This is a genomic window from Variovorax sp. LjRoot130, assembly GCF_964253755.1.
In the GTDB taxonomy this organism is placed as follows: Bacteria; Pseudomonadota; Gammaproteobacteria; order Burkholderiales; family Burkholderiaceae_C; genus Variovorax.
The window spans coordinates 1296538-1322415 of record NZ_CAXURM020000002.1 but is presented as its reverse complement, the minus strand read 5'-3'; the positions used below and the strand labels follow the sequence as shown (position 1 = coordinate 1322415).

Genomic DNA, 25878 nt, shown 5'->3' with positions numbered 1-25878 from the left:
ACCGGCACTCCAGCCTAGCGCGGCCAAGCCGTTGCGTCTTTGATTTGAAGCAAGCTTTCTGCCGGGCATCCGCTGTGCGGATCGAATCGGCCACGGGTGGATCGCGCCATCTCAGATCGGTGAGCGCCGCCGCAGATCACACTCAGCTGCACGCCGAGGCGGGCAAGCAGCCAATGTCGAGGGGCGATTGACCTACCATTCGCAGGTGCCTCCTTCGCAGTTCCCGGCAGATCGCTCCAGAGGGCTCGCTCGTTGAAGCGGCTCGAGGGTGCCATCGCAAGGCTGCTTTGGCGGGTGTTGGCCTTGGTACTTGTCGCTCTGGGCCTGCTCGGCGTCTTTCTACCCGTTCTGCCGACGGTGCCATTTCTGCTTGCGGCCGCCTGGGCGGGCGGACGCGGCTGGCCGGCGCTGGAGCATTGGCTACTCGACCACCCGCGCTACGGCGAGTCCATCCGGCGCTGGCGACAGGGGGGTGCGGTGTCACGCCGCGCGAAGTGGGCCGCGAGTTGGATGATGTTCTTCAGCACAGCCGTGCTGCTCGTCACCGACGCGCCGATCGTCGTGAAGGTCGCAGCGCCGCTCCTCATGGCGGTGATTGCGATCTGGCTGTGGAAACGACCCGAGCCGTGAACGCGTTGGCCGCAGCGGCGGCGCGGTCTGCCGACGGCAACGATTGATGTACGTCAAATGCGGGCTTGGGGAACGGCATGTACCTGTCCATGGGCAACGTGTTGGTCAATCCAAAGGTCGGGATCCTGTTCATAGACTTCGAGAAGCCCAACCGCCTGCGGATCAGCACAGAGACGTCCGTGATGAAGGATGACCCGTTGATCTCCGAGTACCCGGAAGCCCGGTTCGTGGTCCGGGTTGCCATCGGCCTTGGGCCTGCAGCCGAAGGTCAGAAGGTTCCGAGCGGTCGCAACGCGCGGTGTCGCCCCGACCGGAAGTGCAACCAGACGGCAGTGAAGGTGAAACGGTACGCCGGGGGCTGAGACAGTCGAGCCAGCCATCGGTCTCGTCACTCGAATGCAAGCGCTGGCGCGAGAGCTGCCTGTTGCCTGGTCGAGGAGCGCTTGTCGACAGCTTCTTCGACCGGCTCGGGAACCAGCATCACGGGAACTGTTGACGTTCGCAGGAAGCGCTCTGCATCGCTGCCCATCGCCCACCGCCCGCAACGCCCAGGCGTGCTCAGAACAATGAGGTCTGCCGGCCACATTCTTGCTTCGTATGCGACAGCGTCGGCGAGGGGAGTGGCAAAGTCGCTGTACAGCATCACATCCGCATGCACACCGCGAGCCTCGGCAGCTTTTTTCGCTGCTTCAAGGATCTCCCGCCCCCAATTGTGCAGCGTACCCAGCCAGGTGTCCGTATCGGTGGATCTGCGCGCGAGCGAGAGATCGTCCACCACGTGAACCAGCCGCAGCAGGCCCCTGGTGGTCCTTGCGATATCGATGGCCTCGTCCAAGCTTCTTTTGGAAGCCGGACTCCCGTCGATGAGAACCAGAATCCGTTTGTGCATGGCGAGTTCCTCTTGAGCGAGGTGAAGGAGCCATCAGTATCGAAGGAGCGAGGATTCGTGCCTTGATATGGCGCAAGAACCGGCGCGGGAGGACCCCTGAGTCCGGGCCGCCGCGAGCGCGCCCGAATTGACTTTGACGATCGTCTCGAGCAGTTCGGTTTGCATCATGCAGCGATGGTTTTCCGAACACCGAAGCACGTCCAGCGGGCCGGCCGGCCCGCATAGCGACCAGTGGGGACCATGGGTCGCATCGACCACGAAGGTCGCGTCCTCCGATCCCGCTTGCGGGCGTTCTTCGGTGCGCATCTCGAAGCCCATCGCCCGCGCAGCCGGCAGGAAGGCGCGTGCCCGCGCCGTCGTCGGGTCGCCGAGGAGCCGGATCGATGCGCCTGGCGCCGGCCGATGCTCGCAGAGCGTCATGAGATCCGCCAGCGCCCTTGCCGGATGATGGTCCAGGCCCAGTCCCTCGTAGACCGGGACGCCCGCCTCCTGCTCGATCTGGCGCACGGAGGCCGGAGCCAGCGTTCCGCAGTCGATGGCGTCGTACATGCGCCCCAGCATCCGGGCCAGGCCGCGAAGATCGTCCTTTGCCGACGCCGAGCCGGCCGGATCGGTGAACCGGACTTCGGAAACCCGCGCGCCCAGTTCCTGCGCGGCGCGATGGAGGGCCGACGTCTCCTCGCCGGGCGGGGTGTCGAGCAGCAGCGCCAGGTTCTTGCCGTGCAGCGGCTTGCCGATCGTGCCAGCTCGGGCGTCCTCGCGCAGGCGCCGGGCGGCCGCAAAGATCGCCAGGATGTCTTCCGCGGCCGGCGGCTCGCCGGCGCACCCGCGGTGAGAAGGAATGGAGAGAACGGATTCCACATCAGCGAAGGTATTGCCTGCTGCGATCGAGGCCTTGATCGCCGTCAACAATCCGTCATCCTGCAGCCGTCGATACCGGCCAGATACCAAGCATTCACCCACTGTTACCGAGGGGGCGACCGCATTGGCGCTGCTGTTGCAGTGGCCTTCTAAGCTTCAAGCCATCGATCTGCGAGGAACAAGTGATGACCGAAGCGACAAGCGCTCTCCAAGACAACCGGCGTGCCGTCCGGCGCATCGCCGACATGCTGCAACTGCTGCAGGACAGCCTGCCGATCCAGCGGCGCATCGTCCGCGCAGGCGACACGGTCTACCAGGTGGGACAGAAGTTCGGCTGCCTCTACGTCGTGAACTCGGGCTTCTTCAAGATGGTCAACCTCTCCGGAGAGGGGCGTGAACAGGTGGTCGGCCTGCACTTCAAGGGCGACTGGCTGGGCCTCGACGGCATCGCGGCCGGCCAGTACGGCTGTGACGCGGTCGCGATGGACACCGGCGAGGTCTGGGCCATCCGCTACGACGCGCTGTTGCAGGCAGCCCTTCGCACGCCCGCGCTGCTGACCGCGCTGCATGAGGCCATGAGCCGCGAACTCACGCGCGATCACGATTCGATGCTGTCCTTGTGCACGCTGCCCGCCGACGCCCGCGTGGCCGGTTTCCTGCGCTACTGGGCCGACGCGCTCGCACAGCGCGGCCTGCGCACCGACCAGATCACGCTGCGCATGACGCGCGCCGAGATCGGCAACTACCTCGGCATGACGCTGGAGAGCGTGAGCCGTGCGCTGTCGCGACTGGCGCGTGGCGACGTGATCCGCTTCACCGAGAAGGGTCGGCGCGACATCCATATCCCGCAGGTCGAGGCGCTGACGGGCTTCATGCGCGCCGTCGCGCCGCCGAGCGTCGTGGCGCTTCACTGAGCAGCGCTCAGGACCCGCGCACGCTCGAGTTCGCTGCGCGTGTAGGGCTTGCGCGGCAGGTCCCAGCCCAGCGGCTCGTCGAGCAGTCCGCTCGAATAGCCGAACATCAGCAGCATCGGCAGGCTGGGCAGCCGCGTGCGCACAGAACGTGTCTACAAGCTCGAGATCGGAAAATGGCGCTCTACCGCGGTGAAGGTCCGTATTGCGAGCGCATCCATGAGGCGGCGCTTGTCAATTTCGGTTTCCCGTGGAGGCGCGACCGCGCCATTCCTTCACAACCCGGATCGTCGTCCGGAGACAGCGTGACTGGCGAATGCGGCAAACGTTTTTGAACGGAAGGGACTTGCCCGTCAAGACGTTCCCTTGCGCCCCTCGAAATAAGCGGCCAGGCGCATCCGTTCCTGCTCGAACGCCGACATGCCGGCGAGGACCGCCTTCCAATCGCCGATGCGGCTGGCGCGCTCGATGTTCTCGCATGCGGCCGCGAACGCGAGCGCCCCGACCATCTTGCTGGCGCCCGCCATGCGGTGGGCGAACTGGGTGACCTGGGCAACGTCGTCGACGGCCACCGCCTGCCTGAGTCCGGCCGAGTCGTCCTCGCAGGTTCGCCGGAAGGCCGCAAGAACCTCGCCCACCATCGACGCGTCGCCACCGCATGTCGCCGTGAGGAGCGCCTCGTCGATCGGGCTGACGCAGGGGGCGGCCTCCGGGCTTGAGCCGGCGGGAGCGGCGGGCGGCGAGGGGGCCTGGGGAAGCGGCAGCCATCGATCGAGCTTTTCGATCAGCTGCGCCAGTTCCACCGGCTTGACCAGGAAGGCATCCATGCCGGCGGCGAAGCAGGCCTCGGCCTCCCCCTGCAGCGCGTTGGCGGTGCAGGCGACGATCGGCACGCGCTCGCGCCCCGCGTCGGATTCCAGAGCGCGGATGCTGCGCGCCAGTTCGTAGCCGTCCATGTGGGGCATGTGGCAGTCGGTGATGACCAGTCCGAAGCGACCCGACTTCCACATCTCCAGGGCCTGGACGCCGTCATCGGCGGTCTGGGCGGCATAGCCCAGCGTTCGCACCTGGCGCAGCAGCAACATGCGGTTGACGGGGTGGTCATCCACCAGCAGCACCAACGTTCCTTCCGTCTCGGCCTGCGCGGTGCCGGGCGCCATGCGGCGCATGGCCGTGGCCGCCGGAAGAGGGCGTGCGCTGTCGGCGTCGCTGCCTGGCGGGGGCTCGGCGACCGGCAGCGACAGTTCCAGGGTGATCGTCGTGCCCTTGCCCGGCGCGCTTTCCAGGCTGATCGAGCCGCCCATCATCTGCGCCAGCTGCCGGGAGATGACCAGCCCCAGGCCGGTGCCACCCGGCCGCCGCCGCGCCTCGTCACCGTCCGCCTGGCTGAACGGCTGAAACAGGCGCTGCTGGTCTTCGAGCGAGATGCCGATGCCGGTGTCCTTCACCTCGAAGCGCAGGTTGTCCTGTCCGTCTGAGCGCCCCAGCCATTGCACGTTGATGTCGATCCAGCCCTCGGAGGTGAACTTGATCGCGTTGCTGACGAAGTTGTTGAGGATCTGGCGCAGGCGCACCGGATCGACCCGCAGCGCCGCATTGATGCGCGGGTCGACCATCCGCCGGACGACCAGGCCCTTGCTGCTGGCATTGCCCAGATAGATGCTCTGCACCTCCTCGATCAAGCGCTTGATCGAGACGACTTCGGGGCGGACCTCCAGCTTGCCGGCCTCGATCTTCGAGAAATCGAGGATGTCGTCGATGATGCGCAGCAGCGACCGGCTCGATTCCCGCACCAGCCCGAGCGTCTCGCGCTGCTCGGCGTCCAACTCGGTCAGGCTCAGGAGTTCCAGCATGCCCAGCATGCCGTTCATGGGCGTCCTGATCTCGTGGCTCATAGTGGCCAGGAAGGTGCCCTTGGCGCGGTTGGCGGCTTCCACCTCCGAGCTGCGCTGCGCCAGGGCCGCGTTCAGCCGCTCGATTTCACGCTCCTTCTTCTTCCTCTCCGTCACGTCTTCCGTCATGGTCAGCACGTAGCGCGGCTGGCCGGCCTCGTCGAGGATCGGGATCTTCTTCGCGTGGAGGACGTGCACGCTGCCATCGCGCGTATGCAGGGTGCCCTCGGGGATGTCCACTTCCCGGCCGAGCGCCAGCGCTTCCTTGTCCTTGGCCGTGAAGAAGTCGGCCTCCTCCTTGGAACTGACGAACTCGTAAGCCGTCTTGCCCAGCAACTCCTGCTGGCTGCGCCCCGTCATCTCCTCCATGCTGCGGTTGACGCGGACGACCTTCAAGTCGGTGGCGTCCTTGACCATGACCTGATAGGGAATGTGATGGATCACCGAGTTCAGGAACGCGTTGGCTGTTTCCAGTTCGGCGGTGCGCAGGCGCACGCGCGCCTCCAGGTCGGCGTTCAGGGCACGCAGGTCATCTTCCACCCGGCGCAGCGCCGCTCTCTGCCTTTGTTCGGCGAGCGCGCGCCGAATCGAGAAACCCAGGCGCCGCAAGCGCTGCTTGAGCACGTAGTCCGTGGCGCCGGCCTTCATGCAATCCACCGCCTCGTCCTCGGTCAACGCAGTGGCAATCACGATCAGCGGAAGCTCCGGCTGCTGCTGCACCTGGCGCAGCAGCTCCAGGCCGCCGACTTCGTAGTCGGACAGCACCAGGTCGAAAGTTTGCCGCTGCAGGGCGGAGACGACGTCCTCCCTGGTTTGCACCCACACGATGTCACAGCCAAGGTTCTCGTCCTGCAGCCTGCCCCGGATGCGCTCCGCATCGGCCGGGTCGTCCTCGAGATGCAGCACGCGGATGGCAGCGGTCATCTCGGCCCGTCCTGTTCGCCACGCAGCGACTCGACGACGTCCTTGAACTCCTCGCGGTTGCGTTCGCTCAGTGCGGAGAGGGCCTCGTGCGCCTGCAGGATCCGCTTCTGCACCACGGCGTGGTCGCCCCCCGTACCCAGCGCGTAGAGCTCGGGCGCGGCGGGAATGTCCTCGCGCATCGCGGCCAGCACCTGCTGCATGCTCAGTTCCTCGAACAGGGCGTGCACGGCCGGTGTCACCCCCGCGAGCACCACGCCGCCCCGGGCGACCAGCTCGTGCACCGTGCCGAGGCAGGTGCTGTCCATGTACTCGCAGCCGGAGAAGTCCAGCACCAGGGGGCGTCCCCCGTCCAGCACGGCCAGGGCCGTTTCATGGAAGGCATCGCAATGCATCCAGCTGGCCCGGCCGCGCAGCGCAAGGTAGGCGGCATCGACTGTTTCGCCGTAGAACACCGCCTCGCCCTCGGGCCGCGGGGCGCCGGAAGCGGCAGCCGCGGGGAGCTCGGCGCCATTGTCGAACGAGGAGGCGCCCGCGTGCGCGTCGATGAGCAGGATGGTCACGTCATCCCGGTCCGCTCCCGCCGGCGCGTCACCGTGAAGCTGCGCCATCGCCTCCTGCGCACTGGAGAGCGGCTTGGCGAGCACCTGCTGCAGCAGTTCCAGCTCGCGCTCCGACCCGGAGGGCAGGAGCCCGTCGGTGTAGAGGAGGATCCGGTCGCCCGCCAGGAGCTGGAGACGCTCCTGCGCGAAGTGCGCGTCCGGCGCCAGCCCGAGCGCGGGCCCCATGCGGCGGATCAGGCGCGTTTCCCGGCCCTCGCGTGCGTGCAGCACGGGCGGATGGCCCGCGGATGCCAGCGTGAGGCTCGCGTCCGACGTATCCAGCAGGCCGAAGACGGCCGTCAGGAACAGTCCCGGCGCGGCGTGCGTCTCGCAGATCGAGCGGTTCACCGCGGCCAATACCTCCGCCGGCGGCAGCGCGAGGCCCGTCGCCGGGTCCACCAGGACCAGCCGCTGCTTGAACAGCACCGAGAGCATTGCCGAGGTGACCCCGTGGCCGGTGGCGTCGGCCAGGTAGAAGGCGAGGTGCCGCTCGCCCAGCCGGACCACGTCGTAGAGGTCGCCGCCCACATGCTGCCCCGGGCGGTAGACCGCCTGGATGCAATAGCCCTCCATCGGGGGCGGGCTGCGCGGCAGCAAGGCGCGCTGGATCACCTCCGCCCGCTCGAGGTCGCGACGCAGCAGTGCGGAGGTCTCCTGAAGTTCGCAGACCTTGCGCTGTAGCTCCCGGTGCAACCGCTCGCGTTCAGCCAGCAGTTGCCGCCGCTCCAGCGCGTTGCGCACCGCAACCCCCATCTCTTCCGAGCGCGGCGACTTCGGCAGGAAGTCGAACGCCCCCAGCCGGATCGCGGCCACCGCCGAGTCGAAGGTCTCCAGCCCCGAAAGGACGATCCACATGGTGTCCGGCACTGCCTCGCGTCCCCAGCGCAGCAATTCCAGGCCGTCCATCCGGGGCATCATGATGTCCGTCAGCACCAGGGCGACGTCCGGGTGCTCCCGCAGGACCTCCTGCGCCGCGATTCCGTCGGCAGCCTCCAGGACCGGAGCGCAGCCGAAGCTTTCCAAAGCCAGCTTCACCATCAGTCGGGCCACCGGCTCGTCGTCTACCACCAACGCGACGGGAGGGACAGGGTCGAGGTTCATCACATCCCCTAGCAGCGAGTGTGCCGTGCAAGAAAGAATTCTCCGAGCCGGCGGGCGCGATGGCAAGCCACTGACGCACAGGCAGCGGCGCCGCGATCGCGTTCGGATGTGGCAGCCGGCATCAGCGCGGGGCTGCCTCGAGAAGGACGGCAGAAGGGGACGCGCCAACGATCGTCATCAGCCGCTTGACATCAGATCGTCGGGTGCGCGCCGCCAGCGAGCCGCTACGAAGACTTTGTGCTTGAGGGCAGGAGCATCCGAATGGATGTGCATGATTGGCTGGCGAGGCGGCTGCCGAAGGGGTCTCTGCTCAATTGAGTTGGGTTCATGAGCGGTGCCGGGAAGTTCGCCTCAAAAGGGCGTCTCGATCGAGACGCCATTTTTCTCGGACCTCAGCTTGCGAAAATCTGCTCGGCGCTCGATCGCGGCCTCGGCAAGTCTGGGCTCCACCTACAATTTCCATCCGCATGGCAAAGCTTCGCAAACACACATCTCCCACCCCTTGTGTCAGGGTGGCGCCCAGTGGCGTCCACGGCCTGGGCGCCTTTGCAACGCGCGCGTTGCCCGCCTTCGCATTGCTGGGCCTCTACGAAGGCCGGCGCTACTCACCGCAGGAAGTCGCCGCCAGAACCTGGGATGATCAGCTCACTTACCTGTTCACCTTGTCCAATCAGGAAACCATCGATGGTGCCAAAGGCGGCAATGGCACTCGTCACCTGAACCACGCCTGCGACCCGAACTGCGAGGCGGTCGAGGAGTACGACGACGCAGGCCAGCTGCTGCTGAAGTTCCAGACAATCGTCCCTGTAGAGGCAGGGGACGAGTTGTTCATCGACTATTGCCTGACAGCGGATGACGGCTCGCCGCCCTCAGACTATCCCTGCCGTTGCGGCTCTTCGAATTGCCGTGGCACGATGCTCGCCCCTGTCGAAACCAGCTGAATCCGGCGATCTGTCTGCCGACGCGCAGGTCATTGCCCGCGAGACCGCGCGACATCAAAAAGCTTCCGAACCCCGTTCCAGCGCACGCTGAGCGGCGAGCAAGTGCACTGCCACGCAGCCTCGCATCCGCTCTTCGTCCTCGTCGAAGTGCGTGAACGAAGGCCGGTCCTCAAGGTGTCATGGGCATGCCGCCGACCATGGGCGCAGCCATTCGAGTCATCACGCCCGAGCCGGTTGCGCTACCGCACATGATGGGGTCAAGCTTCCTCCCCTTGGCGCGTCCCGGTCCCGGGGGGTCACCTGCGGCGAGCAGCAAAACCGCCTTGGCTGAATGACGGCAGCGAGCTCGCCCCGTGGCGGGCACTTCGCAAAGTCTGAGGACCCTAGATTTCCTTCAAGACCTCTGCGCCCGGCGCCGTCATGCTAGGTTTGAACTCGGTCACATCCTTCCGAGCACCTGCGTTCTGCACGAAAGGGTCAGCCTCGAGCTCCTTGCGGTCGCCTGAACGCGCGAGGATCACGCCGCCCTTGCGGGGCACTCGGGCGCAGCGTGATGAAGGCGCCCGGCCGCCAGGCGCAGCGTCCGCGCATCCTCCCCGATGGCCACCCCAAACTGCTCCACTTATGGCCGGTCAAACTGCTCCAGGCAGGACGGTCGGATTATGACGATTCGGGTGTGATGGCGATGCGCGCGGCGGCCTCCTTCAGACGGTAGCTCTTGCCCTCGAACTCCAGCATTGCGCAGCGGTGCATGAGCCGGTCCAGGATGGTGGTGGCCATGGTGGCGTCGGCGAGGTACTTGCCCCAGTCCTGCACCACCCGGTTGGAGGTGATGACGATGGCGCGGCGCAGCTTGTAGCGCTGGTGCACGATGGCCTGCAGCAGTTCGGCGCTCACGTCGGCAATGCGCCGGGCCAGGAACATGTCATCAAGGACCAACAGGTCTGGCTCGATCCAGCCCTTGAGCTGTTCGGCCTGTTCCGCCGTGCTGGCCAGCCCGTAGCGGGCGAACTCGGAGTCGGCCTCCACGTAGCGCACGTCATAGCCCTGCAACGTGGCCTGGTAGGCCACCGCCTTGGCCACGTGGCTCTTTCCGGTGCCGGGCTTGCCGACGATCAATGCGTTGGCCCCCTCGCCGATGAACTTCAGGGTGTGCAGCTCGAAGCAGGCGTTGCGCGGCAGCTTGGGATTGAAGCGCCAGTCGAAGTCCGCCAGCGTCAGGCGCTCGGCCAGGCCTGAGCGCTTGAAGCGGCGCTCCATCAATCGTGAGCGGCGCCGGTCGAGCTCGTCTTGCAGCATGGCGGCCAACGTCTCCAGGAAGGGCTGCTGGGCGGCCTGGGCCTGCATCACGCGGGTGGACAGGGTGTCGGCGATGCCGGACAGGCGCAGCTCGCGCAGGGCGCGTTCGATCTCGGTCATGTTCATGGCTGGGCGATCTCAGTGGGGTGGGAGGTTGTGCCGCCCGAGGTGGCGGTGGCGGCGTGGGCGAACAGATCGCCGTATTCGTCGGCGCTGCGAATGAGCTCGTGCTGCTGGGTGAGCGTTGACGCCGACTGTGTCGGCGTGCCGGCCTGCAGGGCGGCCAGCGCGTCGGCCACCAGCCGCTCGGTGAGTGCCTTGACGTGGCGGTAGCTGTGTACGCCTTGCTCCATGGCGGCAGCGCAGGCCGCGTCGATGAAGTGATTGGGGTAGCGCTTGGCCAGATTGACGATGCCCCAGAGCTTGCGCTGGCCCACGCGCCCCTCGATGGCGAACAGCATCTGGCACAGCCGAGAGGCCTGCGGCCCGATGGCTCGGGCCTGGGCCAGGATGAAGCGCGTCTCGCGAGAGGGGTTGAACACCCGCTCGGCCATGGGCAACACCACGGTGCCGGGGCGATCAACCCGGGCGTGGGTGCGCAGCAAGGCCTGGGTGCGCAGCTCGCGGATCTCGATGCGCCGCTCGAACAGCCGCACCAGCACCTTGGTGCCAATCGGGGCCGGGCGCGCGGCGTAGCTGCTGTGGTCGATGCGCACGCAGCTGTCGTCGCAGACCGTGCGCTGCACCTCGGTGAAGTACTGCATGCGCGTGGCTGGCAGCGGCTGCAGGTGGGCGCGCTCCTCCTCGAACATGGCCTGCACCTGACGCCGCTCGGCGCCGTGGATGCGCGAGGCGGCCCACTTGGACTCCCAGTGTTCCAGGAAGGCGTTCTGCTCTTCGATGGTCTCGAAGCGCCGCCCCTTGAGCGCGGTGGACTGGGTATGTTGGATCGCGTTCTCGACCGTCCCCTTGCGATTCGGATCCCGGACCCGAGCCGGGTCGGCCACCACCTCGTAGTGGGCCAGTGTGGCGGCGTAGACCGGATTGAGCGCAGGCTCGTACAGGTCGGGCTTCAAGACGCCCTCCTTCAAATTGTCCAGCACGACGTAGTGGGTCGACCCGCCAAAGTAGGCCCAGGCCTGCTCGTGCAACTCAGCCCAGACTTGCTGGCTGGACTTCCAGATCACGCGGCGGAAGCTGCGCCGCGAGTAGCGCAGCGTGGCCACGAACAGGCGGGGTTTGCGCCAGCGCTCGGTGCTCGGCACCCGGGTGGGGGCGCCTTCACCGTAGTCGACCTGCATCTCCTCGCCGGGCGCAAAGCTCAGACGATCGAACTGCTCGGGCTCCTTGTGGCGAAGCTGGGCGCAGAAGCGCTTGACGGAGTTGTAGGCGCCGTCAAAGCCATGTTGGTCGACCAGGTCCTGGTAGATGGCCGTGGCGTTGCGGCCCAGGCGCAACTGGGCGTCGATGAAAGCGCGGTGGGGTTCGCACTTGGAGGTGGCCAGCGGCGGCGCTACCGACCTGGAAGTCGGTGGCCAGGGTGGAGCAGTTTGACCACCGGAGTCGGTGGCCACCCCGGGGCAGTTTGCCGGATCGGCGGCGAAGCGCTGCTGATACGCCCGGATGGTGTGGCGCGAGATGCCGGTGATTCGCGCGATCTCGCGCTGGGTGGCGCCGCCCTTGAGCAGCGTCCAGATGGTGGTTTGCAGATGTGGCTTCAAGACGTTCACTCCGTTGTTCCCCTCGCTCAGAGGGGGTGGAAAGTAACGTCCTGCCTGTCGAGCTTCGCGGCGCCCGACGCACCGTGTTCAATGCGTCAGATCACCGTGGCCAGGGTGGAGCAGTTTGGGTGGCCATAAGTGGGGCACTTTGGGTGGCCGCCGGGGTCCTGAACCTGGTGGCGGTCGACACAGCAATAGGCATGAGCCCTTTCAGGGCGCGTCGGTGATGCCTCATGGAAGTCATCAGCCGGCGCGCCAGTGCTTACTGAATGCGCCATACCCATGCGACGCGCGCCTTGGCGCGCGGGGTCGAACTGACAATCGTGCGCGACAATCTGCGCCGCGACTCGCTGGTAACTTTGACCCATGGACCTCACGCTACAGTTCGTATCTCTGGACGGCTTCACCCGGGCTGATTGCCCAACCGAGGATGACGCGTCGCTTGTGTTTCCCCACGTGGCGATCACTGAGCGAAAGATCGCCGGCATCCACACCGCGATGCTGCAGGCCTCCGATCACCAGAGTTGGGGAGGGCAGTTCGTCCGGTACATCCGCACTGTCTACCACGCGCACGGAAGCTCGCCTGCCGCAGCTGGACGCTGCACCGTGTACGGATTTCCTACCGAGGGCGATCGCGACGCATTCTGCGATCTGACCAGAGCAACCCCTGGCCAGTTCTTGCGAGCCATTGCTCAGAGGCATTCGGCCTGAGCATCCGCTGCTCCAGTCAGGTCACAAGTGCGTGAATTCATTGCAGCCCTACTTTGCGTTTGCCCCAGATTCACGGACTCCCGGCTTAACAGGACGCTCAGACCCGCCTACATGGGGTTATCGGCTGATGACCGACGATGCCGGCCTCGGGGTCGTGATCGGGTCAGCGTGCCGATGAACGAGCTTCCACGCATCCTGCTTCAACCGAAATAAGCTGGTAACGCGTACTGCGACCGCGACGAGTTCCTCGGCACCTCCAACCTTGGTTCGGCCGCGCTCTACCTCGACAACGCACGCGAGTCCGTCCGAAACATATTTCGCTACGAGTTCGACGCCGGTGCCCTCTCCGTCGCGGTAGTGCGACGCGGCGCCCTCCAGGGTTGCCTCAACCTGCTTCCGACCGCGCGCGTACGGTCCGAAAGGATTGCCCAGAGTCACGTCTTCCGTATGGGAATACAGCGCCTTGTAAAGGCTAGGGTCGCCTTTTAGGATCGCGCTCAGAGCAGCGTGGCTCTGTTCAATTGCACTGTCGAGGTCATCCGACTTCATTTCACGACCCCTGTGTGAAGGCTTGCCTCGGTTGTTCGGCTACCCCCCGAAGCATTTTACCAAACGGATCGCGTTTCGACGACCGCTCTCGTGCAAATCGCGCGTCCAGGTCGATAGACCGAATGACTGGGGATGGCCGAACTCGGTCTAGTTCCCCGGAGCTCCATGGGAGCCGACCTCGCGAAGAAAAGCACCAACGCGAGGCCGACGGCCCCGGGACTCAGCCCCTCCTGACACCGCAGGATCGGAGCAGCAAATGCTGGACCGCAGATGCCGATGCTCGAGGGACTGAAGACATTCGGTACGCACCTGCCCCGCGTCGCAAAGTTCTTTTCTCTTGGTGCACACCCCGATGTCAGTTTTTCGATTGCGGGACTCCAACGCTGGGTCAGGATTGCATGGAAATCATCGGCGCATCCCAAGGCACTACCTGGTGATGTCGCGTCAAGGTTTTCCTTTGGGCCTTCCCACTCTCTGGCTGATTTCCTGGCCGGCCGATTGAAGGATCATGTTGCGCGGATACTGTGCTGCGTACTGGTTGGAGGCCGAGACCAATCCCGCGGCCGGCGAGCCGAGGCGCGCGGAGGACAGAATCGAGGATGCCTCGGGCATCAACAGATAGGCCGTGATCTTGCGAGGATCGGTTCCGGGAAGGCTCAGTCTCGCAACGATCACCGCATCCACGTCGGTCCCCTGGGCGAGGCTTTCGATTTGGGCGCTGGCGCGCAGCCAGTGGGCGTATCTCACGGCATCGGTGAGGCCGAAGTCTCCAGTGGCGCTGGCAAATCGGGGCTCGCTCTTGGCGAGCAATTGCCCGATCTCATTCACCGAGCGGGCGGAGTAGCCCTTCAGGATTTTCGGATCGTCATGGATCGAGCCGGCCAGAATGTCGGCCGCATAGGAATTCGCCGAACTGCGGATCGCCGACAAAAGTTCATCCTGCACGCCCACAGGGGCCAGCCGTGCCATGTGGGCCAGTTCGCCGTAGTAGTCGTCCGCACTCAGGACGTGGGTTTCGAACGCGCTCTTCAGCATCGCATCCGATCCCGGCAGATAGCCGATGCGCGAGAAGCTCAAAGCGGCCGATCGCGCGACCTCCTTGTTGTTGTCGCCGATCAGGCTGCGCAGATCCAGCAGGATGTCGGCGTTGTAGCCGGTCGCATTGTCCGACGAGTACAGGCGGCCCAGGATGCGGGCCAGCGCAATCTTCTCGTCGTCGCTGATCCCCGCCTTCAGCAGCGCGCGCGCAGCCAGAGCCGATCGAGAGGTGAGCGGCACGCCCTGCGCGAAGATTCGATCGAGCTCATTGCGTCCCTCGATGCCGGGCTTCGGGACATACGAGGCCAGGGAATTTTGCGAATCCTCTTTGCCCCTGGCGGCCCCGATCGCCGCCGCGTACCTTGCGGCGGCTGTGGACGGGCCGCCTCGATCGTCCCCGTGGAGTGCGGGCGCGGATGTACTTGGATACGACGCCGTCGACGCAACAGGTGGCGTCTTGAACCACCCCCAGATGATCCCGGCCAAGGCGATACCCGCGACGGCAAGGAGACCGGCCTTTTTCATGCCTGCCGCGCCTCAAAACCAGCCCTTCATGGTGTTGAAGAGCCTCGACGGCAGCATGATGCCGCTCTTGAGATCGCGATTGCGGTCCAGCCAGATTTGCGGAACCGGGTAGATCGACGGAATGCCTTCGTCATCGGCCGTCTTTTCATACAGATTCACGATGAATGTGTCGCAGCGGTACAGGCCCCGTTCGGCCGGACGGCCCCACATCAGCGGCTTGGCGCTCGTGTAGTGTTGACCGTAGGTGTAGTCGGCGCCGATGAGGTACGCCTGAAAGGCACGCTTGACCAATGCCATCCTGGCCCGCACATCCTCGAAGTCACCCGCTTGCAGGCACGCCGTCCTGAAGCATTTGTTCAGCAGGTGGTTGGGATTGTTGGGAGAGGCCGTGCCCCAATATGCCGAACGCGCCTTGAAGCTGGCCAGGGATTCGTACTGGATGGCATTGCTGCCCTCATTCAGCACCTCGACGACGACACTGCCGTCGAACATGCCGGTGTGTCCCAGCGAACCCAGGCCGGAGATCGACAGGTCGCGTCCAACAACGTCGCCGGCCCATTGGGGATCGCCGGCGACGAGGTCAGCGCCGATGTGCCAGAGCGCTCTGCCGTTGCCATAGATGACCAGGTTGCCGTCATCCTGTGCTGCCAGGTACGCACCCGGGTTGCCGCTCGTTTGCGAGTTCCAGATTGGGACGCCGTTGCTGGCATACACCACCAGGTTGCCATCGCCCTGCATTGGGGCGAACGCGCCGGGACTCTGCGTCTGGCTGTTCCAGCGCGGGGTCCAGTCAGATGTCCGATAGTAGACAAGGTTTCCATCGCCCTGCATCACAAGGACATAGCGGCCGTTGTCGGAACTGATGGATTGTCCAGGTGAAAGCGCTGTGTTGGGCGCCAGAATGCCGGCGCTGGTGAGACATGCGATGAGGGCCAGCGCGAGGGCACCCAGTGCCCGAAATAACGTCGCCATCACAACCCCCCCCCGGGCATGGCTGCCCGCGCCGCGTTGCAATGCGCCAGCGCGGATCGTCAAGGCGCTGGCCCCGGTCCCGCTTGTGAAGTGCGCCCAAGTGGGGCAGGCATTGTTCCGCGAAAAGCTGGCGTCCGCAAGCGCGACCGAGGGCAGATCAAATGGGCGGGCTGATCAAGGAGGCGGGAATCACTCCATGACCGTTCGCGCGAACATATTCTCTAGAGTGGACCCCGAAGGCATCCTCCGACACATCTGTTGGAACGCTTTCTATTGCCGCGATGACCATCTCGGGGCGCACCATCACGTCTACTCACTGACCAGGCCAAGCCCGATCAGGCTGCCCACGCTCAACTTTGACCGTCAAACCGCTGCTTGATCGGCCGCTGAAGCGCTATCTGCTATCGAAGGGCCGCACCGTCGCGACAATCACGTCGCGCCCAGCCACGAAATCCGGCTGCGTCGCGGGCCACATCGATGTCGCCTGGGTCAACGCGAACGTCGGATGCCGTGCGCGGAAATCAGCCCACACGCGGCGCGCCTCCTCCGACTGCCCGTCACGCTCCAGCGACGCGGCCAGCAGCAGCCAGTAAAACGGCAGGTGAGGCAGGCCACCGACGGTCAGGCGCGCCCGCTCGGCCGCCTCGGCGTAGCGCCCCTGCATGAAGCGGTTCATGCCGATCAAGCCGTGCCAGATCGGCACGCGCGAGTCGCGCGGGCTGATCCGCAAGGCGCGCTCGCAGGACGGCACCGATTCCTCGAAGCGTCCCAGGCGCAGCAGTGCCGAACAGCGGTGGTGGTGCGAGGTATGGTCGCTCGGAAAATGGGCGATCATCACCTCCGACAACTTGAGCAGGCCCGGCCAATCGCCGCGCCAGTTGGTCAGCGTGGCGCGGCCGTCGAGCGCGGCAAAGCTGGTCGGGTCGAGGGTCTCCAAGCGCGTCTGAGCTTGCTCGGCGCGCCGCACGGCCGCTTCGGGATCGTCGGTCCAGCGGAAGATCGCCCTCATGGCCTGGACGTTGACCACACCCCCCAACCCGCGCACCGAATCCGGGTCCTTGGCCAGCGCCTGCTCGAACAGGCGCAGCGCCTCGGCGAAGTTGTCGGGCCCGACGGCGCGAAGCATCACGGACGTGCCCTGCATCGCCAGGTCGTCCGCCTCCACCGCCTCCGGCTTCATGCGGGCAGCGCGCTGGCCAACCGACCTGCCGATCTCGACCAGCAGGGTGCGCGAGATGCCGCCGCGGATGTCGTCCACCGACTGCGCCAGCTGGGCGCGCTCGATCTGGTATTGCTCGGCCCATTGCGCAACGCCGGTGTCGCCGTCGATCAGGTTCATCTCGAGCCGGACCTGCTCACCGTCGCGCCGCACGCGGCCGTGCACCACGTAGCGCACACCCAGTTCGCGCGCCACGGCACGCGGATCGTCAGACCGGCCCTTGTAGCGCGCCGCAGTGCCACGGCCGATCACGCTGACTGTGCGCCACACTGTCAGCGCTCGCGTCAGGTCGCCGGTCAACGCATCGGCGAACCAGGCCTGCTCGGCGGCGTCGGCTTCGCTGTCCAGCGGCAGGACCACCAACGAGCGCAGCGGCACTGCAGGCGGTGCCGTGCCGCGCCATGGGCCCAGCGCAACAAAGCCGGCGATGGCCGCCGCCAGCATCAGCAGGGCGGCCGCGAAGACGATGCGCTGGCGCGCGGGTGGCGAGGCAGAAGCCGAGGCTGAAGCTGGAGATGGCGCTGCGGCGCTGTCCACTGGGTCTGGCGCTGGGCCTGGCGCTGCCTCGTCGGGTATCAACAGGTAGCCACGCCGCGCCACGGTGCGCACGCGCCGGTGTTCGCTGTCCCCCAGCACGCGGCGGATCTCGGCGATGGCCTGCGCCAGCGAATCGTCGCCCACAACCACACCGGACCAGACGCGGCGCATCAGTTCGTCCTTGCCGACCACGCGGCCGGCCTGCGACCCCAGCACCAGCAGCACCGCCAGCGCCTGGCGACGCAAGCCGGCAAGCTGGCCGTCGGCGCGGCGCAACTCGCCATCAGCCAGGTCCAGCACGAAGCCGCCCAGATGAAGGCGGGTTTGCGCGGTGTCGTCGAGCGTCTCGGCCTGTTCCATTGAGCGGAAGCCCCCCGGCATGAAGTTTCATCGTACTTCTTTCGTCCTGATTTCAGGCGTCTTTCAAGACCTGCGGCAAGGCGCCCGGCAGACTGGCCCGCCATTTGTCGCTGGAGCAAGGCCATGAACAAGTTCCTGATCACCCTCGCATTGGCGGCCGTCACCTGGAGCGGCCAGACGCCGGCCGCGTCAGCTGGCACTGAGGCCGCCCAGGCGCGCGCCGCGGCCGGCGCCGCGGCGTTTCGCCAAGGCCATCACGAGAGCGCGCTGGCGCACTTTCGACAGGCGGCAGGAGCCGGGCATGCCGTAGCGCAGTTCAATCTGGCGGTGATGCTGATGGAGGGGCAGGGCACTGCGCCGCGGCCTGCGGAAGCGATCGGCTGGCTGCGCAAGGCGGCCGAGAACGGCTTCGTCCAGGCCCAGAATGCGCTGGCCGCCCTGTTGGAGCGCGGCGAGCACGTCCCGCGGTCGCTGCCCGAAGCGACCCACTGGTGGCGCCGCGCGGCCGAGCAGGGCTCGCGCGACGCGCGCGTCAACCTTGCCACCCAGTACTTGCTGGGACGAGGCGTGGCGCAAGACGACGCGCAGGCAGCGCTCTGGTATCAGCGCGCCGCCGGGCAGGGTGACGCAGGCGCCTGCTACATCATTGCCAGCATGTATGACAAGGGCTACGGCGTACAGCAGGCCCCCGAACGCGCCGCCTTCTGGTACGGCCAGGCGGCGCTGCGCGGCGAGCCCGGCGCTGCTGACATGGCACGCGCGGCGCGCCGCAAGGCTGAGAGCCTGTAAAACGGGGACTTTTCTGGTGCTACCGATTCGATAGCCGACGGGCAAGCGGGGCGAGTTCGACTCAAGTGAGGCGCGAGATCGCAACCGGCGTCAGCGATGCCCATGTCGCGCGCTGGCACGAACTGGTCGGGACGTCCCGGATCGTGCGGAAGAACTCTGTCTGCTCCGCTGCAAAGCTCGCGTTGGCGCAAGCGATCATCGTCGAGAAATCCGCTGGGCCGGCAAATGCCCGAAAGCTCACGCTCTGCCTCCTGAGGGCTTTGAAGCGCGTACCGGGCTGGCCCAGGTTGGGCGCTACGCGCGCGCGCAGCTGCTCACCGATGCCGCCGGCATGAACCAGTCGGTGACCCCACGAACTGCTGAGCCATCTGCAGGCAACACGTGCCGCGCCATCGCTGATCGATGCTTGGGAGAATGCTTGGCACGGCGCCATGGACGGCCCCGGCGAGCCGTTACCTTGTCCTGAGTGCTTTTCTTGGGCACATGGTGTCCAAGCTTCAGCCACGACCCAGTTACAGGGATGTCGGCCAGGCCCGGTGTTCATGTTTCCAGGCGGATGACTTCACGACGGTGGCATTCCGTTGCAGACGCGGCCAACGAGGCCGGTAGCCTTCTTGCCGACGCGTCCATTCGATCTTGCTGGCCGCGCCGGAGCAAATGACTCAATGTGGCAAGACCTTCGCTTGCCCGTCCTGTTCGTCCGCGGTTTGTGGCTTTTGACAGTTCGAATGGGAGTCGCCGACCGGTGCGGCTTTCGTTTGGGCGTTCCGGCGGCCGAGCTCGGATCCTGGGGGCACTGGTTCGGTACTGGCAGCCGTCTGGTGGGCGTCATCGGTCTACTCCAACGCGGCGTTCCGGTACTCAGCCAACGTCGTGCGGCGGAATTCGATCACTGGTACCAGCTTGTCACCCGAATCCGGAAAGCGGGCGCGAATGTTGGCTTCTTCGCGGACCCAACATCCGCGGGAAGTCGTGCCATCCCACGACGTCAGGTAGCAAAGTCGATAGGGCGTGATGCATTCTTCCTCGGCATCGGTCAACTGCAGCATGTGGAACACGCTTCCGTGCGCCACGAATAAGACGCTGGGCTGCGTCTCGCAGCCGAGAACGAATGTGCAAGTGGCGACGCATGCCACGACTGAAGATGCCTTCATACCTGGCTCCAGTCGATGTCGGGGAAAGATCGATTGAGCGCTTTGGTATTAGGGTAGTCAACCCTCGATATGAGGAGCCACGCTGCCGTCGATAGTCGGGAGCTTTCGGTAACCTGGCCGCGACACCGAATAAGGCAAGGTTGCCGCATCTCGCAACGGCAACCGATCGATCTGTCACTTGCGTCCGATGCCGAGGTTCAGAGCCGAGTTCGGCGCGGTATCCGACTCCGGCGGTCCGATCGCCGCGGAAAACGCGGATGATGGTTGGATGACCTCGATCGATTCAGCAGCGGCGCTCCTGCACGCCGCCTCGCGCATCTCGGTACTCTCGGGTGCCGGTCTTTCGAAGGCGTCAGGGATCCCGACGTACCGCGATGCCGACGGCCTCTGGAGGGACGAGAACGCGGTCAAGTTTTCCCACATCGACGATCTGAAACGCGATCCCGAAGGCTTCCACAACTTCTGGGCGGCGCGGATGGCGGTGTTGTCGGAGGCCAGGCCCAACCCGGAGCACCGCGCGCTCGTCGAGCTGCAGATGCGCAGACCGGGCACGGCGCTCATCACGCAAAACGTCGACGGGCTGCTTGCCGAGGCCGGGGCTCAGGAGGTCTTCGAGCTGCACGGCAACCTGCGGCGCTGGCGATGCGACAGCTGCGGAAACCGGGAAGGGCCCTGGTTGTCGCAACGCTGCCCGCGCTGCGGCTCGCAAGCGAGACCCGACGTCGTGATGTTCGGGGAAATGCTCAACGAGGAACTCCTCACCCGGACGCAAGAGGTCGCGGCGCACAGCGACCTGTTCCTGGTCGTGGGAACCTCTGCGGCAGTTTACCCGGCGGCGGACCTGCCGACGATCGCGGCGACGAACGGTGCCAAGATCATCACGCTCAACATGGAGACGATTGATGTTGATGACGTGGCGGCCGTGGTGCTGCGGGGCCCCGCAGAGGAGCTCCTGCCCGACCTCATTCAGGCCGCCCGGCTCAGGCCGTAGGCAGTCAAACTTCGGCTTCACGAACCCGGCTGCGTTCTCGTCCGCGCCGGCTTCCCTTCGTCCGAGTGAGAGTTGGCGCTGCGAGCCAATGCCGCGATCGGCGGATTTGAGCTGGCGAGAGGACTGAAGGAAGGCCGCGGCGCCGCTAGGGCGCCAGCATCAACACCTTGAATTGGCTGGGCACGATGCGCATGCCCATGGCGTTGCTGCGGTTCTGAACCGAAAGACTCGTCATTCGAGTGGCCGTACTGCCTTTGAGCAGCGCGGCGAACGAGCCTGTCAGATGCCGCGACGGCCCCCCAGGGTGAAGTAGTGTGAATGCGTGATCACCCGGCCCCGCTGGCTGCGATCAGGATGATCGAACATCTGCACCTGCTCAACGCAACCTACGGCTTGAGCCACCCGATTGCCCGCTTCGGCTGGAGCCGGTTGATCTGAAGACTTTGGACTTCATGCCGGCATGCAGCGCTCCCAGCATGCGCGCTGACCATGGCCGGCTTCGCCAGAAACGCACGTTTTCGCTGTAGGACCGAACCCCAAAATACAGACGCGCCGCCCATCACAGCCGTACGATAAGACCCAAGTTCGAACGAGAACGCGGAGGGATTGAAGCATGAGCAAACGCAGGGAAGAACTGGAGACGGTGCCCCACGACTTGGTGCCTACTCCTTGGGGCCTAGAGTCCAAACGGACGCGAGGACGTTCGCGAACACCGTGGCCAAGTTCTGCCGCAGGAACGGCGGCGCGGACACTCCCGAGTCGATGGGCGCCACGGTCCTGCCTGCACCGGAGGTCATTCCTTGACGGGTAGGAACTCATGGCCACATCCTCGAGCTCTCTCAATTTGTTGGAAAAGGCGGTCAATGCTATTGAGCAGGCGGCCCACGAAATGCTGGACAGCGAGCCCGATGTACCGTTCACTGCATCGACCGATCTGCTTTCTCTTAGCCCGAATGAAGTAGAGCGCATCCGCAGCAAGGAGGAGGCAAGCTATCGGACACGGCCCACGCTGTCGGCCATCCATTTCTGCCTGACATCATCCATGGCAATGCTTGCCATTTGCCAGTCACTGATTGAGCAACCACCGACCCAGTCGCCGCGCGAACGCGAACGGCGGTGGAAGAAGCTGGCCTCTGACGCCAAGATAGCAGGCCGCACCGCCTACCGCGCGGCGCTCGTTCTTTCAGATCCTGGTGCGAATGAGGGCCCCGGAGGTCAAGGCGGTGCGTCCCCTAGCGGCACATAGTCTATGCCGACCTGAAGACGGGAAAGCCCACGGAAACAAGTGCCCGCAGAAGATCGTTCTGTCGCTGTCGGACGTGGGTAGTCCCTTCGTATTCGCCTGTGCCAGCTACAACGTCTGTACGAGGCCATGAAAGATGGAAGAATCAGCTTTAATGAGGGTTGCCCCGAAATCCGAAGCTCCGCGCCGCTCTTCGTCGCCGCGCCAGGAGTCCGATGCCCGGTGACATCCGAAAGCATCAACGACGTTGCCGTTGACGGCGTCGGACCGGCGTTCACGATCGCATTCCAGCCGATCGTGGACGTTGAGCGGCGGGAAGTATTCGCGCATGAGGCGCTCGTGCGAGGTGTTCACGGCGAAGGAGCGCTCCAGGTGCTCGGCAGAGTAGAAGCGCGTCATCGGTTTGCCTTCCACGAGGCATGCCGCGTGAAATCGATCGAAATGGCGTCGATGCTCGGCATGCAATCCAGGCTGAGCCTCAACGTTTCTCCCAACGACGTTGCGGGGCCCACGGAGTGTTTTCAGACCGCCATTCGCACGGCCGATCGGGTCCGCTTTCCCATCGATCGCCTGATACTCGAACTCACTGAGGGCGAACCCGTCGCCGATCTGCCCGCGCTGGCCGCGACTTTCCGAGCTTTCCAAAGCTTCGGATTCGCCTCTGCCATCGATGACTTCGGTGCTGCTTATGCAAGCTTTGAACTGCTGGCCGCTTTTCAACCGGACATCGTCAAGCTTGATAGGAGCTTCGTTCGAGACATCCATCTCAGCGCCGTGCGGTTCACCCTCGTGAAGGGGCTCGTTGCGATATGCGACGAGCTTCGGATCAAGGTGCTCGCAGAAGGCGTGGAAACTCCTGAAGAGGTCCAGGTGCTTCGTGGGCTCGGCGTGAGGCTGTTTCAAGGCTTCTTATTTGCCCGCCCCGGCATTGGCATGCTGCCGAATGTTGCCTGGAATGCGGCCTGACCCTCGCACGTTGGTGCAGCAACTGCGCATGCGCATCGCCGATGCGCGCCGCGAAAGTGATGCGGCGCCGCCCGTAGCCGAAGCCGAGAAGGCGTTTGCATGACCGCCGCCGAAACGTGGCGCACATCATCAAGCCCGTCGTTACGTGATCGGCACACGCGCATGTGCATCCCGATGGCCTGAACACTGCAACCTGCAGATCCGCCAAAACGGTATGGCGGCAGGTATGGGCATGTACCTACGACTGCTCCACGGGGCGTCCTACCTTCGCAGGATTCGGCCGATTTCTACATTGACGATGACGCCGAAGTTCAAGCAGGAACAGCGGGCTCCTTACACCCTGTCGGCGTCGAGGAAACCATCATGAAAAAGCTATTGTTGATGTTCACCATTGCGTCATCGTGCCTGGTTGCCGTCCAGACCAGCGCGCAGGTCAGCGCACCTCCAACTCCGGCAACGCTCGGTCCGGCCGACGCCGAATACAAGGCCGCCCGCGACAGGATCGCGGCCGACTCCAAGGCTGCCAAGGCTCAGTGCGACGCCATGAAAGACAATGCCAAGGACGTCTGCATCGAGGAAGCCAAGGGCAAGGACAAGATGGCCAAGGCCGAGCTCGACCAGCAGCGCAAGCCGAGCGACAGCAATGCGCGCAAGGTCGCCGAGGCCAGGGTGGAGGCTGCCTACAACGTCGCCAAGGAGAAATGCGATGCTCACAAGGGCGATGCCAAGGCCGCTTGTGTGAAGCAGGCCAAGGCCGAAGAGGCGAAGGAAAAGGCCGAGATCAAGGCCGTGAAGAAGTGAGCGGCAGGCCGCTGCGGTCCCCTCTCGCGCCACACCACACGTTTGTCACGGTCATGGCGCGTGGCAAGGACAGGCCGAGTTCCTCGGTCGAGACAGCCGCCGGCATCGAGGAACTGCCCGGACTGGGCGGTTGCCGAAGCCACCTCTACCAGCGCCGGACGACTGTCTGCCTGAAGTATGGTTCGCCAGTCTCAGAAGTCCACAAGCGCAGGCGCGCGCTGGGTACCAGAGCAGCAAGGTTTGTCCATCCGCATCATCGGGGTCACGCTCCAGTTTCATGCGGCCTTTGCCAACCACATCGACACGCTGCGCAAGCTGGCTTGTCAGCGAACCGCTGATGAAGGCCTGACAGGCCTCGCGAATTGCATCGAGTCTTTTGCGTTGCTGCTTGCCGCTGAGGCCATCAAGCTCTGCGGCATCGATGGCTTGGCCGATGTCTTCGCGGAACACCGTGATGTCGATGTCCTCAGAGAAGCGGGAGATGAGGTTGAAGGCCTTCGAGAGCGATGTCCCGCCTTTGAAGAGCAGGCGGGGACTACCGGCCTCAAGACCGTTGAACAACGCGTCGAGCGTCCAGCACACCCAAAAGTCCTTCTCGACGTTCTGCACGGCGGTGCCGAGGCGCGCGGCGGTTTCTACGAAGAGCGCCCCTCTGTCGGCATCGCTCGATGCAATCACATCGTCATAGGCTGTGTTCATCGCGGCACCGCCGGGTTGCGAGCGGATGAGGGCTTGCGCCGTGAGGCGGCCGTTGCCGGATCAGGTGGATCAGCGGGCATCGGGTCGAAGCCCGGAATGGTCCTCAGGAAGCTTTGCATCCACGCGGGCAAAACGCCGAAGCCTTGCTTCAAGTCGTTCCGGATGCTGTCACCGTGTTTCGGATCGCCGAGAAGGCGCGCCAGCGTCTTTCTGATGCGGTCGCCATCGGTCGGCAGCATGTCCTTGAGCCAGTGCAAGGCCTGGACGACCCGCATCGCCGGTCTGCCCGCCCAATAGAGGCGGCTTGGCGCTGTCGGCTTGAATTCAATGGTGAGCTTGTCGAGGTGGATGGAGCGAGGCTGCGTGTCTGTGTAGATCGTGACGCGCGCCGGAACCGCATCGGTCAGGCCGAGGTCGTTGGCTGCTGTCATTCCATCGACGAGGATGCGGGCTTGGTCGCGCCGCGCGAGCGCGTCAACGACTGCACGGTAGTCTGGTGAAGTGGGGCGCTTGGTGAGACTGTTAAGGACGGGGCGGTCATACAAGCCGCGGTCGATCCGGCGTAACGCGCCACGTGCGACCATGCGTTGCAGCGTCTTGTCGATGGCGGCGCGCGTTCCTAACGCGGCGAAGTCAGCGGGGACCCAGACATAGCCAGGCGCAGCGGCGTCGATCATGGCGGTGATGCGGTCTACGGTGTCGGACATTTGAACCCCTTGTCCGAAGTTTATATATAAATTTCGGACACTCTGGACTTCTCGTCCTGGGACAGCCACTACATCTAGCGCCTTCGTCGTCGTTCCGCCACTTATCTAGCGCTAGACTGGACGATCCGGGGCGAAGCCCCTTGCGCAAGGGCTCGGTTTGCTGACAGTTGGGGTCACCGGCGGAGCAGCGCCGCCGGCCAGCCGTTGCCCAGCGACGCAAACCAGGCACCCACAGGCCCTGTGCACCGAGCGCCGCCGGAAAGGCCAGCGCCGCCGCATTGCCGCCGCCGATTGCTGGCTGGATCGCGGTGGCGGAATCGGCCAGGCGCCAGCCAAGTTGAGAGTTCTGCTGCATCGGCGCACCCAGCCACGTGGTCACGATCCGGGGCAACAGCTGCCGGCTCGAATCGAAGGTCGCGCTGGCCTGATCAGCCCGACCAGTCCGAGTCGGTAAAGACAGATTGATCGACAACCCGGAGGTCAGTTTCCTGATGTCGCCAGGGGGGGTCAACTCCAGATGTCGTGACAAAGAGCGAAGCCGCTGGGCTGGATGCTCACCGGTTCCTGACCCAGATGACCTGTTTTTAGGTCGATGGCTCAACCACGCGGCTTTCAAGACGAAATCGCCCGTTCACTGCACTGTTATCCAATGGCCTATCCACAGCCTTATCCAATGACGTCAGGGCTGAGGCCACGTGCATACAAATGGTTTCTGGCAACGTCCACTGAGGGAGGCAACCGGGTGTGCTGCTCCACCAAATGGCGGAAGCGAAGACGCATGATCCTCGGCATGAATGGCCGATGGAAACGGAAGACTTAACGACGAACAACTGGCGGCCTCTGCGCACG

General features: G+C 65.0%; 26 protein-coding genes and 1 pseudogene. 10 read left to right on the top strand and 17 right to left on the bottom strand.

The genetic code is table 11. The annotated features are described in order from the left end of the window. Positions 1-252: 252 nt before the first annotated feature. On the top strand, positions 253-630 hold the full coding sequence (locus ACSQ86_RS36110; protein WP_436306449.1) for a YbaN family protein: 378 nt from the start codon (positions 253-255) through the stop codon (positions 628-630). A 77-nt stretch (positions 631-707) separates the two neighbouring features. Further along, positions 708-992, top strand: a complete 285-nt coding sequence (locus ACSQ86_RS36105; protein ID WP_436306450.1) for a hypothetical protein — start codon at positions 708-710, stop codon at positions 990-992. Between the two features lie 26 nt (positions 993-1018). Here ACSQ86_RS36105 and ACSQ86_RS36100 read toward each other — a convergent pair whose 3' ends face one another. Together ACSQ86_RS36100 and ACSQ86_RS36095 are read right to left on the bottom strand one after the other, a co-directional pair. Further along, positions 1019-1519, bottom strand: a complete 501-nt coding sequence (locus ACSQ86_RS36100) for a universal stress protein (RefSeq protein ID WP_436306451.1) — start codon at positions 1517-1519, stop codon at positions 1019-1021. Positions 1520-1552: 33 nt separating this feature from the next. Next, a complete protein-coding gene (locus ACSQ86_RS36095; protein ID WP_436306452.1) occupies positions 1553-2428 on the bottom strand; it encodes a hypothetical protein in 876 nt (291 codons plus the stop codon). Positions 2429-2565: 137 nt separating this feature from the next. Here ACSQ86_RS36095 and ACSQ86_RS36090 point away from each other — a divergent pair, with 137 nt between their 5' ends. Then, a complete protein-coding gene (locus ACSQ86_RS36090) occupies positions 2566-3294 on the top strand; it encodes a Crp/Fnr family transcriptional regulator (RefSeq protein WP_436306453.1) in 729 nt (242 codons plus the stop codon). On the opposite strand, the gene ACSQ86_RS36085 is transcribed toward ACSQ86_RS36090, so the two are convergent. Continuing rightward, positions 3288-3437, bottom strand: coding sequence for a hypothetical protein (locus tag ACSQ86_RS36085; RefSeq protein WP_170855734.1), 150 nt, complete (start codon positions 3435-3437; stop codon positions 3288-3290). The genes ACSQ86_RS36090 and ACSQ86_RS36085 overlap by 7 nt on opposite strands. A gap of 30 nt (positions 3438-3467) precedes the next feature. On the opposite strand from ACSQ86_RS36085, the gene ACSQ86_RS36080 reads away from it, so the two are divergent. After that, on the top strand, positions 3468-3626 hold the full coding sequence (locus ACSQ86_RS36080; protein ID WP_170855733.1) for a hypothetical protein: 159 nt from the start codon (positions 3468-3470) through the stop codon (positions 3624-3626). An 18-nt stretch (positions 3627-3644) separates the two neighbouring features. Here ACSQ86_RS36080 and ACSQ86_RS36075 read toward each other — a convergent pair whose 3' ends face one another. Both ACSQ86_RS36075 and ACSQ86_RS36070 read right to left on the bottom strand, forming a co-directional pair. Beyond that, positions 3645-6107, bottom strand: a complete 2463-nt coding sequence (locus ACSQ86_RS36075) for a response regulator (RefSeq protein WP_436310823.1) — start codon at positions 6105-6107, stop codon at positions 3645-3647. Further along, the gene (locus ACSQ86_RS36070; RefSeq protein ID WP_436310822.1) at positions 6104-7807 is read right to left on the bottom strand and encodes a SpoIIE family protein phosphatase; all 1704 of its coding nucleotides are present in this window, start codon (positions 7805-7807) and stop codon (positions 6104-6106) included. The genes ACSQ86_RS36075 and ACSQ86_RS36070 overlap by 4 nt, the downstream gene beginning before the upstream one ends. 467 nt (positions 7808-8274) lie before the next feature. Between ACSQ86_RS36070 and ACSQ86_RS36065 the strand changes: the two genes are divergently transcribed. Further along, a complete protein-coding gene (locus ACSQ86_RS36065; protein ID WP_436294679.1) occupies positions 8275-8748 on the top strand; it encodes an SET domain-containing protein in 474 nt (157 codons plus the stop codon). Between the two features lie 660 nt (positions 8749-9408). Here ACSQ86_RS36065 and istB read toward each other — a convergent pair. From istB to ACSQ86_RS36035, 6 genes are all read right to left on the bottom strand, one after another. Further along, positions 9409-10173: an IS21-like element helper ATPase IstB gene (gene istB, locus ACSQ86_RS36060; RefSeq protein ID WP_436303544.1), complete on the bottom strand. Its 765-nt coding sequence runs from the start codon at positions 10171-10173 to the stop codon at positions 9409-9411. Then, positions 10170-11777: an IS21 family transposase gene (gene istA, locus ACSQ86_RS36055; protein ID WP_436303543.1), complete on the bottom strand. Its 1608-nt coding sequence runs from the start codon at positions 11775-11777 to the stop codon at positions 10170-10172. Before istA ends, istB begins: the two co-directional genes overlap by 4 nt. 819 nt (positions 11778-12596) lie before the next feature. Continuing rightward, the gene (locus tag ACSQ86_RS36050) at positions 12597-13028 is read right to left on the bottom strand and encodes a YybH family protein (RefSeq protein ID WP_436310821.1); all 432 of its coding nucleotides are present in this window, start codon (positions 13026-13028) and stop codon (positions 12597-12599) included. Positions 13029-13472: 444 nt separating this feature from the next. Continuing rightward, complete coding sequence (locus ACSQ86_RS36045; RefSeq protein ID WP_436310820.1) at positions 13473-14591, bottom strand: hypothetical protein; 1119 nt, start codon at positions 14589-14591, stop codon at positions 13473-13475. A 12-nt stretch (positions 14592-14603) separates the two neighbouring features. Further along, positions 14604-15626, bottom strand: a complete 1023-nt coding sequence (locus ACSQ86_RS36040) for a hypothetical protein (RefSeq protein ID WP_436310819.1) — start codon at positions 15624-15626, stop codon at positions 14604-14606. A gap of 331 nt (positions 15627-15957) precedes the next feature. Further along, positions 15958-17700, bottom strand: coding sequence for a winged helix-turn-helix domain-containing tetratricopeptide repeat protein (locus ACSQ86_RS36035; RefSeq protein WP_436310818.1), 1743 nt, complete (start codon positions 17698-17700; stop codon positions 15958-15960). Positions 17701-17802: 102 nt separating this feature from the next. On the opposite strand from ACSQ86_RS36035, the gene ACSQ86_RS36030 reads away from it, so the two are divergent. Continuing rightward, on the top strand, positions 17803-18468 hold the full coding sequence (locus tag ACSQ86_RS36030) for a tetratricopeptide repeat protein (protein ID WP_436306462.1): 666 nt from the start codon (positions 17803-17805) through the stop codon (positions 18466-18468). Positions 18469-18529: 61 nt separating this feature from the next. On the opposite strand, the gene ACSQ86_RS36025 is transcribed toward ACSQ86_RS36030, so the two are convergent. Further along, positions 18530-18709, bottom strand: a complete 180-nt coding sequence (locus tag ACSQ86_RS36025; protein ID WP_436310817.1) for a hypothetical protein — start codon at positions 18707-18709, stop codon at positions 18530-18532. A 595-nt stretch (positions 18710-19304) separates the two neighbouring features. Further along, the gene (locus ACSQ86_RS36020) at positions 19305-19517 is read right to left on the bottom strand and encodes a hypothetical protein (RefSeq protein WP_436306463.1); all 213 of its coding nucleotides are present in this window, start codon (positions 19515-19517) and stop codon (positions 19305-19307) included. A gap of 373 nt (positions 19518-19890) precedes the next feature. Here ACSQ86_RS36020 and ACSQ86_RS36015 point away from each other — a divergent pair, with 373 nt between their 5' ends. Then, positions 19891-20613, top strand: a complete 723-nt coding sequence (locus ACSQ86_RS36015) for an SIR2 family NAD-dependent protein deacylase (protein WP_436306464.1) — start codon at positions 19891-19893, stop codon at positions 20611-20613. A 145-nt stretch (positions 20614-20758) separates the two neighbouring features. Here ACSQ86_RS36015 and ACSQ86_RS36010 read toward each other — a convergent pair. Further along, positions 20759-20911, bottom strand: a pseudogene (locus ACSQ86_RS36010) (type VI secretion protein); the annotation flags it as partial. 519 nt (positions 20912-21430) lie between these two features. Between ACSQ86_RS36010 and ACSQ86_RS36005 the strand changes: the two are divergent. Further along, positions 21431-21859, top strand: coding sequence for a hypothetical protein (locus ACSQ86_RS36005; protein ID WP_436306465.1), 429 nt, complete (start codon positions 21431-21433; stop codon positions 21857-21859). Between the two features lie 105 nt (positions 21860-21964). On the opposite strand, the gene ACSQ86_RS36000 is transcribed toward ACSQ86_RS36005, so the two are convergent. After that, positions 21965-22255: a hypothetical protein gene (locus ACSQ86_RS36000; protein ID WP_436307781.1), complete on the bottom strand. Its 291-nt coding sequence runs from the start codon at positions 22253-22255 to the stop codon at positions 21965-21967. Here ACSQ86_RS36000 and ACSQ86_RS35995 point away from each other — a divergent pair. Together ACSQ86_RS35995 and ACSQ86_RS35990 are read left to right on the top strand one after the other, a co-directional pair. Beyond that, positions 22154-22822, top strand: a complete 669-nt coding sequence (locus ACSQ86_RS35995; RefSeq protein WP_436307726.1) for an EAL domain-containing protein — start codon at positions 22154-22156, stop codon at positions 22820-22822. The two genes, ACSQ86_RS36000 and ACSQ86_RS35995, sit on opposite strands and share 102 nt — an antisense overlap. 363 nt (positions 22823-23185) lie before the next feature. Further along, positions 23186-23623, top strand: a complete 438-nt coding sequence (locus ACSQ86_RS35990) for a hypothetical protein (RefSeq protein ID WP_093110321.1) — start codon at positions 23186-23188, stop codon at positions 23621-23623. 51 nt (positions 23624-23674) lie between these two features. On the opposite strand, the gene ACSQ86_RS35985 is transcribed toward ACSQ86_RS35990, so the two are convergent. Together ACSQ86_RS35985 and ACSQ86_RS35980 are read right to left on the bottom strand one after the other, a co-directional pair. Continuing rightward, positions 23675-24322, bottom strand: coding sequence for a nucleotidyl transferase AbiEii/AbiGii toxin family protein (locus tag ACSQ86_RS35985; RefSeq protein WP_436310816.1), 648 nt, complete (start codon positions 24320-24322; stop codon positions 23675-23677). After that, positions 24319-25029, bottom strand: coding sequence for a DUF6088 family protein (locus ACSQ86_RS35980; RefSeq protein WP_436306467.1), 711 nt, complete (start codon positions 25027-25029; stop codon positions 24319-24321). Before ACSQ86_RS35980 ends, ACSQ86_RS35985 begins: the two co-directional genes overlap by 4 nt. Between the last annotated feature and the right edge of the window lie 849 nt (positions 25030-25878).

Bases quoted from the DNA above. Each gene is read 5' to 3' on its own strand.
- ACSQ86_RS35985 (WP_436310816.1), bottom strand. From the start codon at position 24,322: ATGAACACAGCCTATGACGATGTGATTGCATCGAGCGATGCCGACAGA.
- ACSQ86_RS36100 (WP_436306451.1), bottom strand. From the start codon at position 1,519: ATGCACAAACGGATTCTGGTTCTCATCGACGGGAGTCCGGCTTCCAAA.
- ACSQ86_RS35990 (WP_093110321.1), top strand. From the start codon at position 23,186: ATGAAAAAGCTATTGTTGATGTTCACCATTGCGTCATCGTGCCTGGTT.
- ACSQ86_RS36065 (WP_436294679.1), top strand. From the start codon at position 8,275: ATGGCAAAGCTTCGCAAACACACATCTCCCACCCCTTGTGTCAGGGTG.
- ACSQ86_RS36015 (WP_436306464.1), top strand. From the start codon at position 19,891: ATGACCTCGATCGATTCAGCAGCGGCGCTCCTGCACGCCGCCTCGCGC.
- ACSQ86_RS36050 (WP_436310821.1), bottom strand. From the start codon at position 13,028: ATGAAGTCGGATGACCTCGACAGTGCAATTGAACAGAGCCACGCTGCT.
- ACSQ86_RS36070 (WP_436310822.1), bottom strand. From the start codon at position 7,807: ATGAACCTCGACCCTGTCCCTCCCGTCGCGTTGGTGGTAGACGACGAG.
- ACSQ86_RS36045 (WP_436310820.1), bottom strand. From the start codon at position 14,591: ATGAAAAAGGCCGGTCTCCTTGCCGTCGCGGGTATCGCCTTGGCCGGG.
- ACSQ86_RS36080 (WP_170855733.1), top strand. From the start codon at position 3,468: ATGGCGCTCTACCGCGGTGAAGGTCCGTATTGCGAGCGCATCCATGAG.
- ACSQ86_RS36005 (WP_436306465.1), top strand. From the start codon at position 21,431: ATGGCCACATCCTCGAGCTCTCTCAATTTGTTGGAAAAGGCGGTCAAT.
- istB (WP_436303544.1), bottom strand. From the start codon at position 10,173: ATGAACATGACCGAGATCGAACGCGCCCTGCGCGAGCTGCGCCTGTCC.
- ACSQ86_RS36000 (WP_436307781.1), bottom strand. From the start codon at position 22,255: ATGACGCGCTTCTACTCTGCCGAGCACCTGGAGCGCTCCTTCGCCGTG.
- ACSQ86_RS36075 (WP_436310823.1), bottom strand. From the start codon at position 6,107: ATGACCGCTGCCATCCGCGTGCTGCATCTCGAGGACGACCCGGCCGAT.
- ACSQ86_RS36020 (WP_436306463.1), bottom strand. From the start codon at position 19,517: ATGCTGCAGTTGACCGATGCCGAGGAAGAATGCATCACGCCCTATCGA.
- ACSQ86_RS36035 (WP_436310818.1), bottom strand. From the start codon at position 17,700: ATGCCGGGGGGCTTCCGCTCAATGGAACAGGCCGAGACGCTCGACGAC.
- ACSQ86_RS36030 (WP_436306462.1), top strand. From the start codon at position 17,803: ATGAACAAGTTCCTGATCACCCTCGCATTGGCGGCCGTCACCTGGAGC.
- ACSQ86_RS36105 (WP_436306450.1), top strand. From the start codon at position 708: ATGTACCTGTCCATGGGCAACGTGTTGGTCAATCCAAAGGTCGGGATC.
- ACSQ86_RS36090 (WP_436306453.1), top strand. From the start codon at position 2,566: ATGACCGAAGCGACAAGCGCTCTCCAAGACAACCGGCGTGCCGTCCGG.
- ACSQ86_RS35980 (WP_436306467.1), bottom strand. From the start codon at position 25,029: ATGTCCGACACCGTAGACCGCATCACCGCCATGATCGACGCCGCTGCG.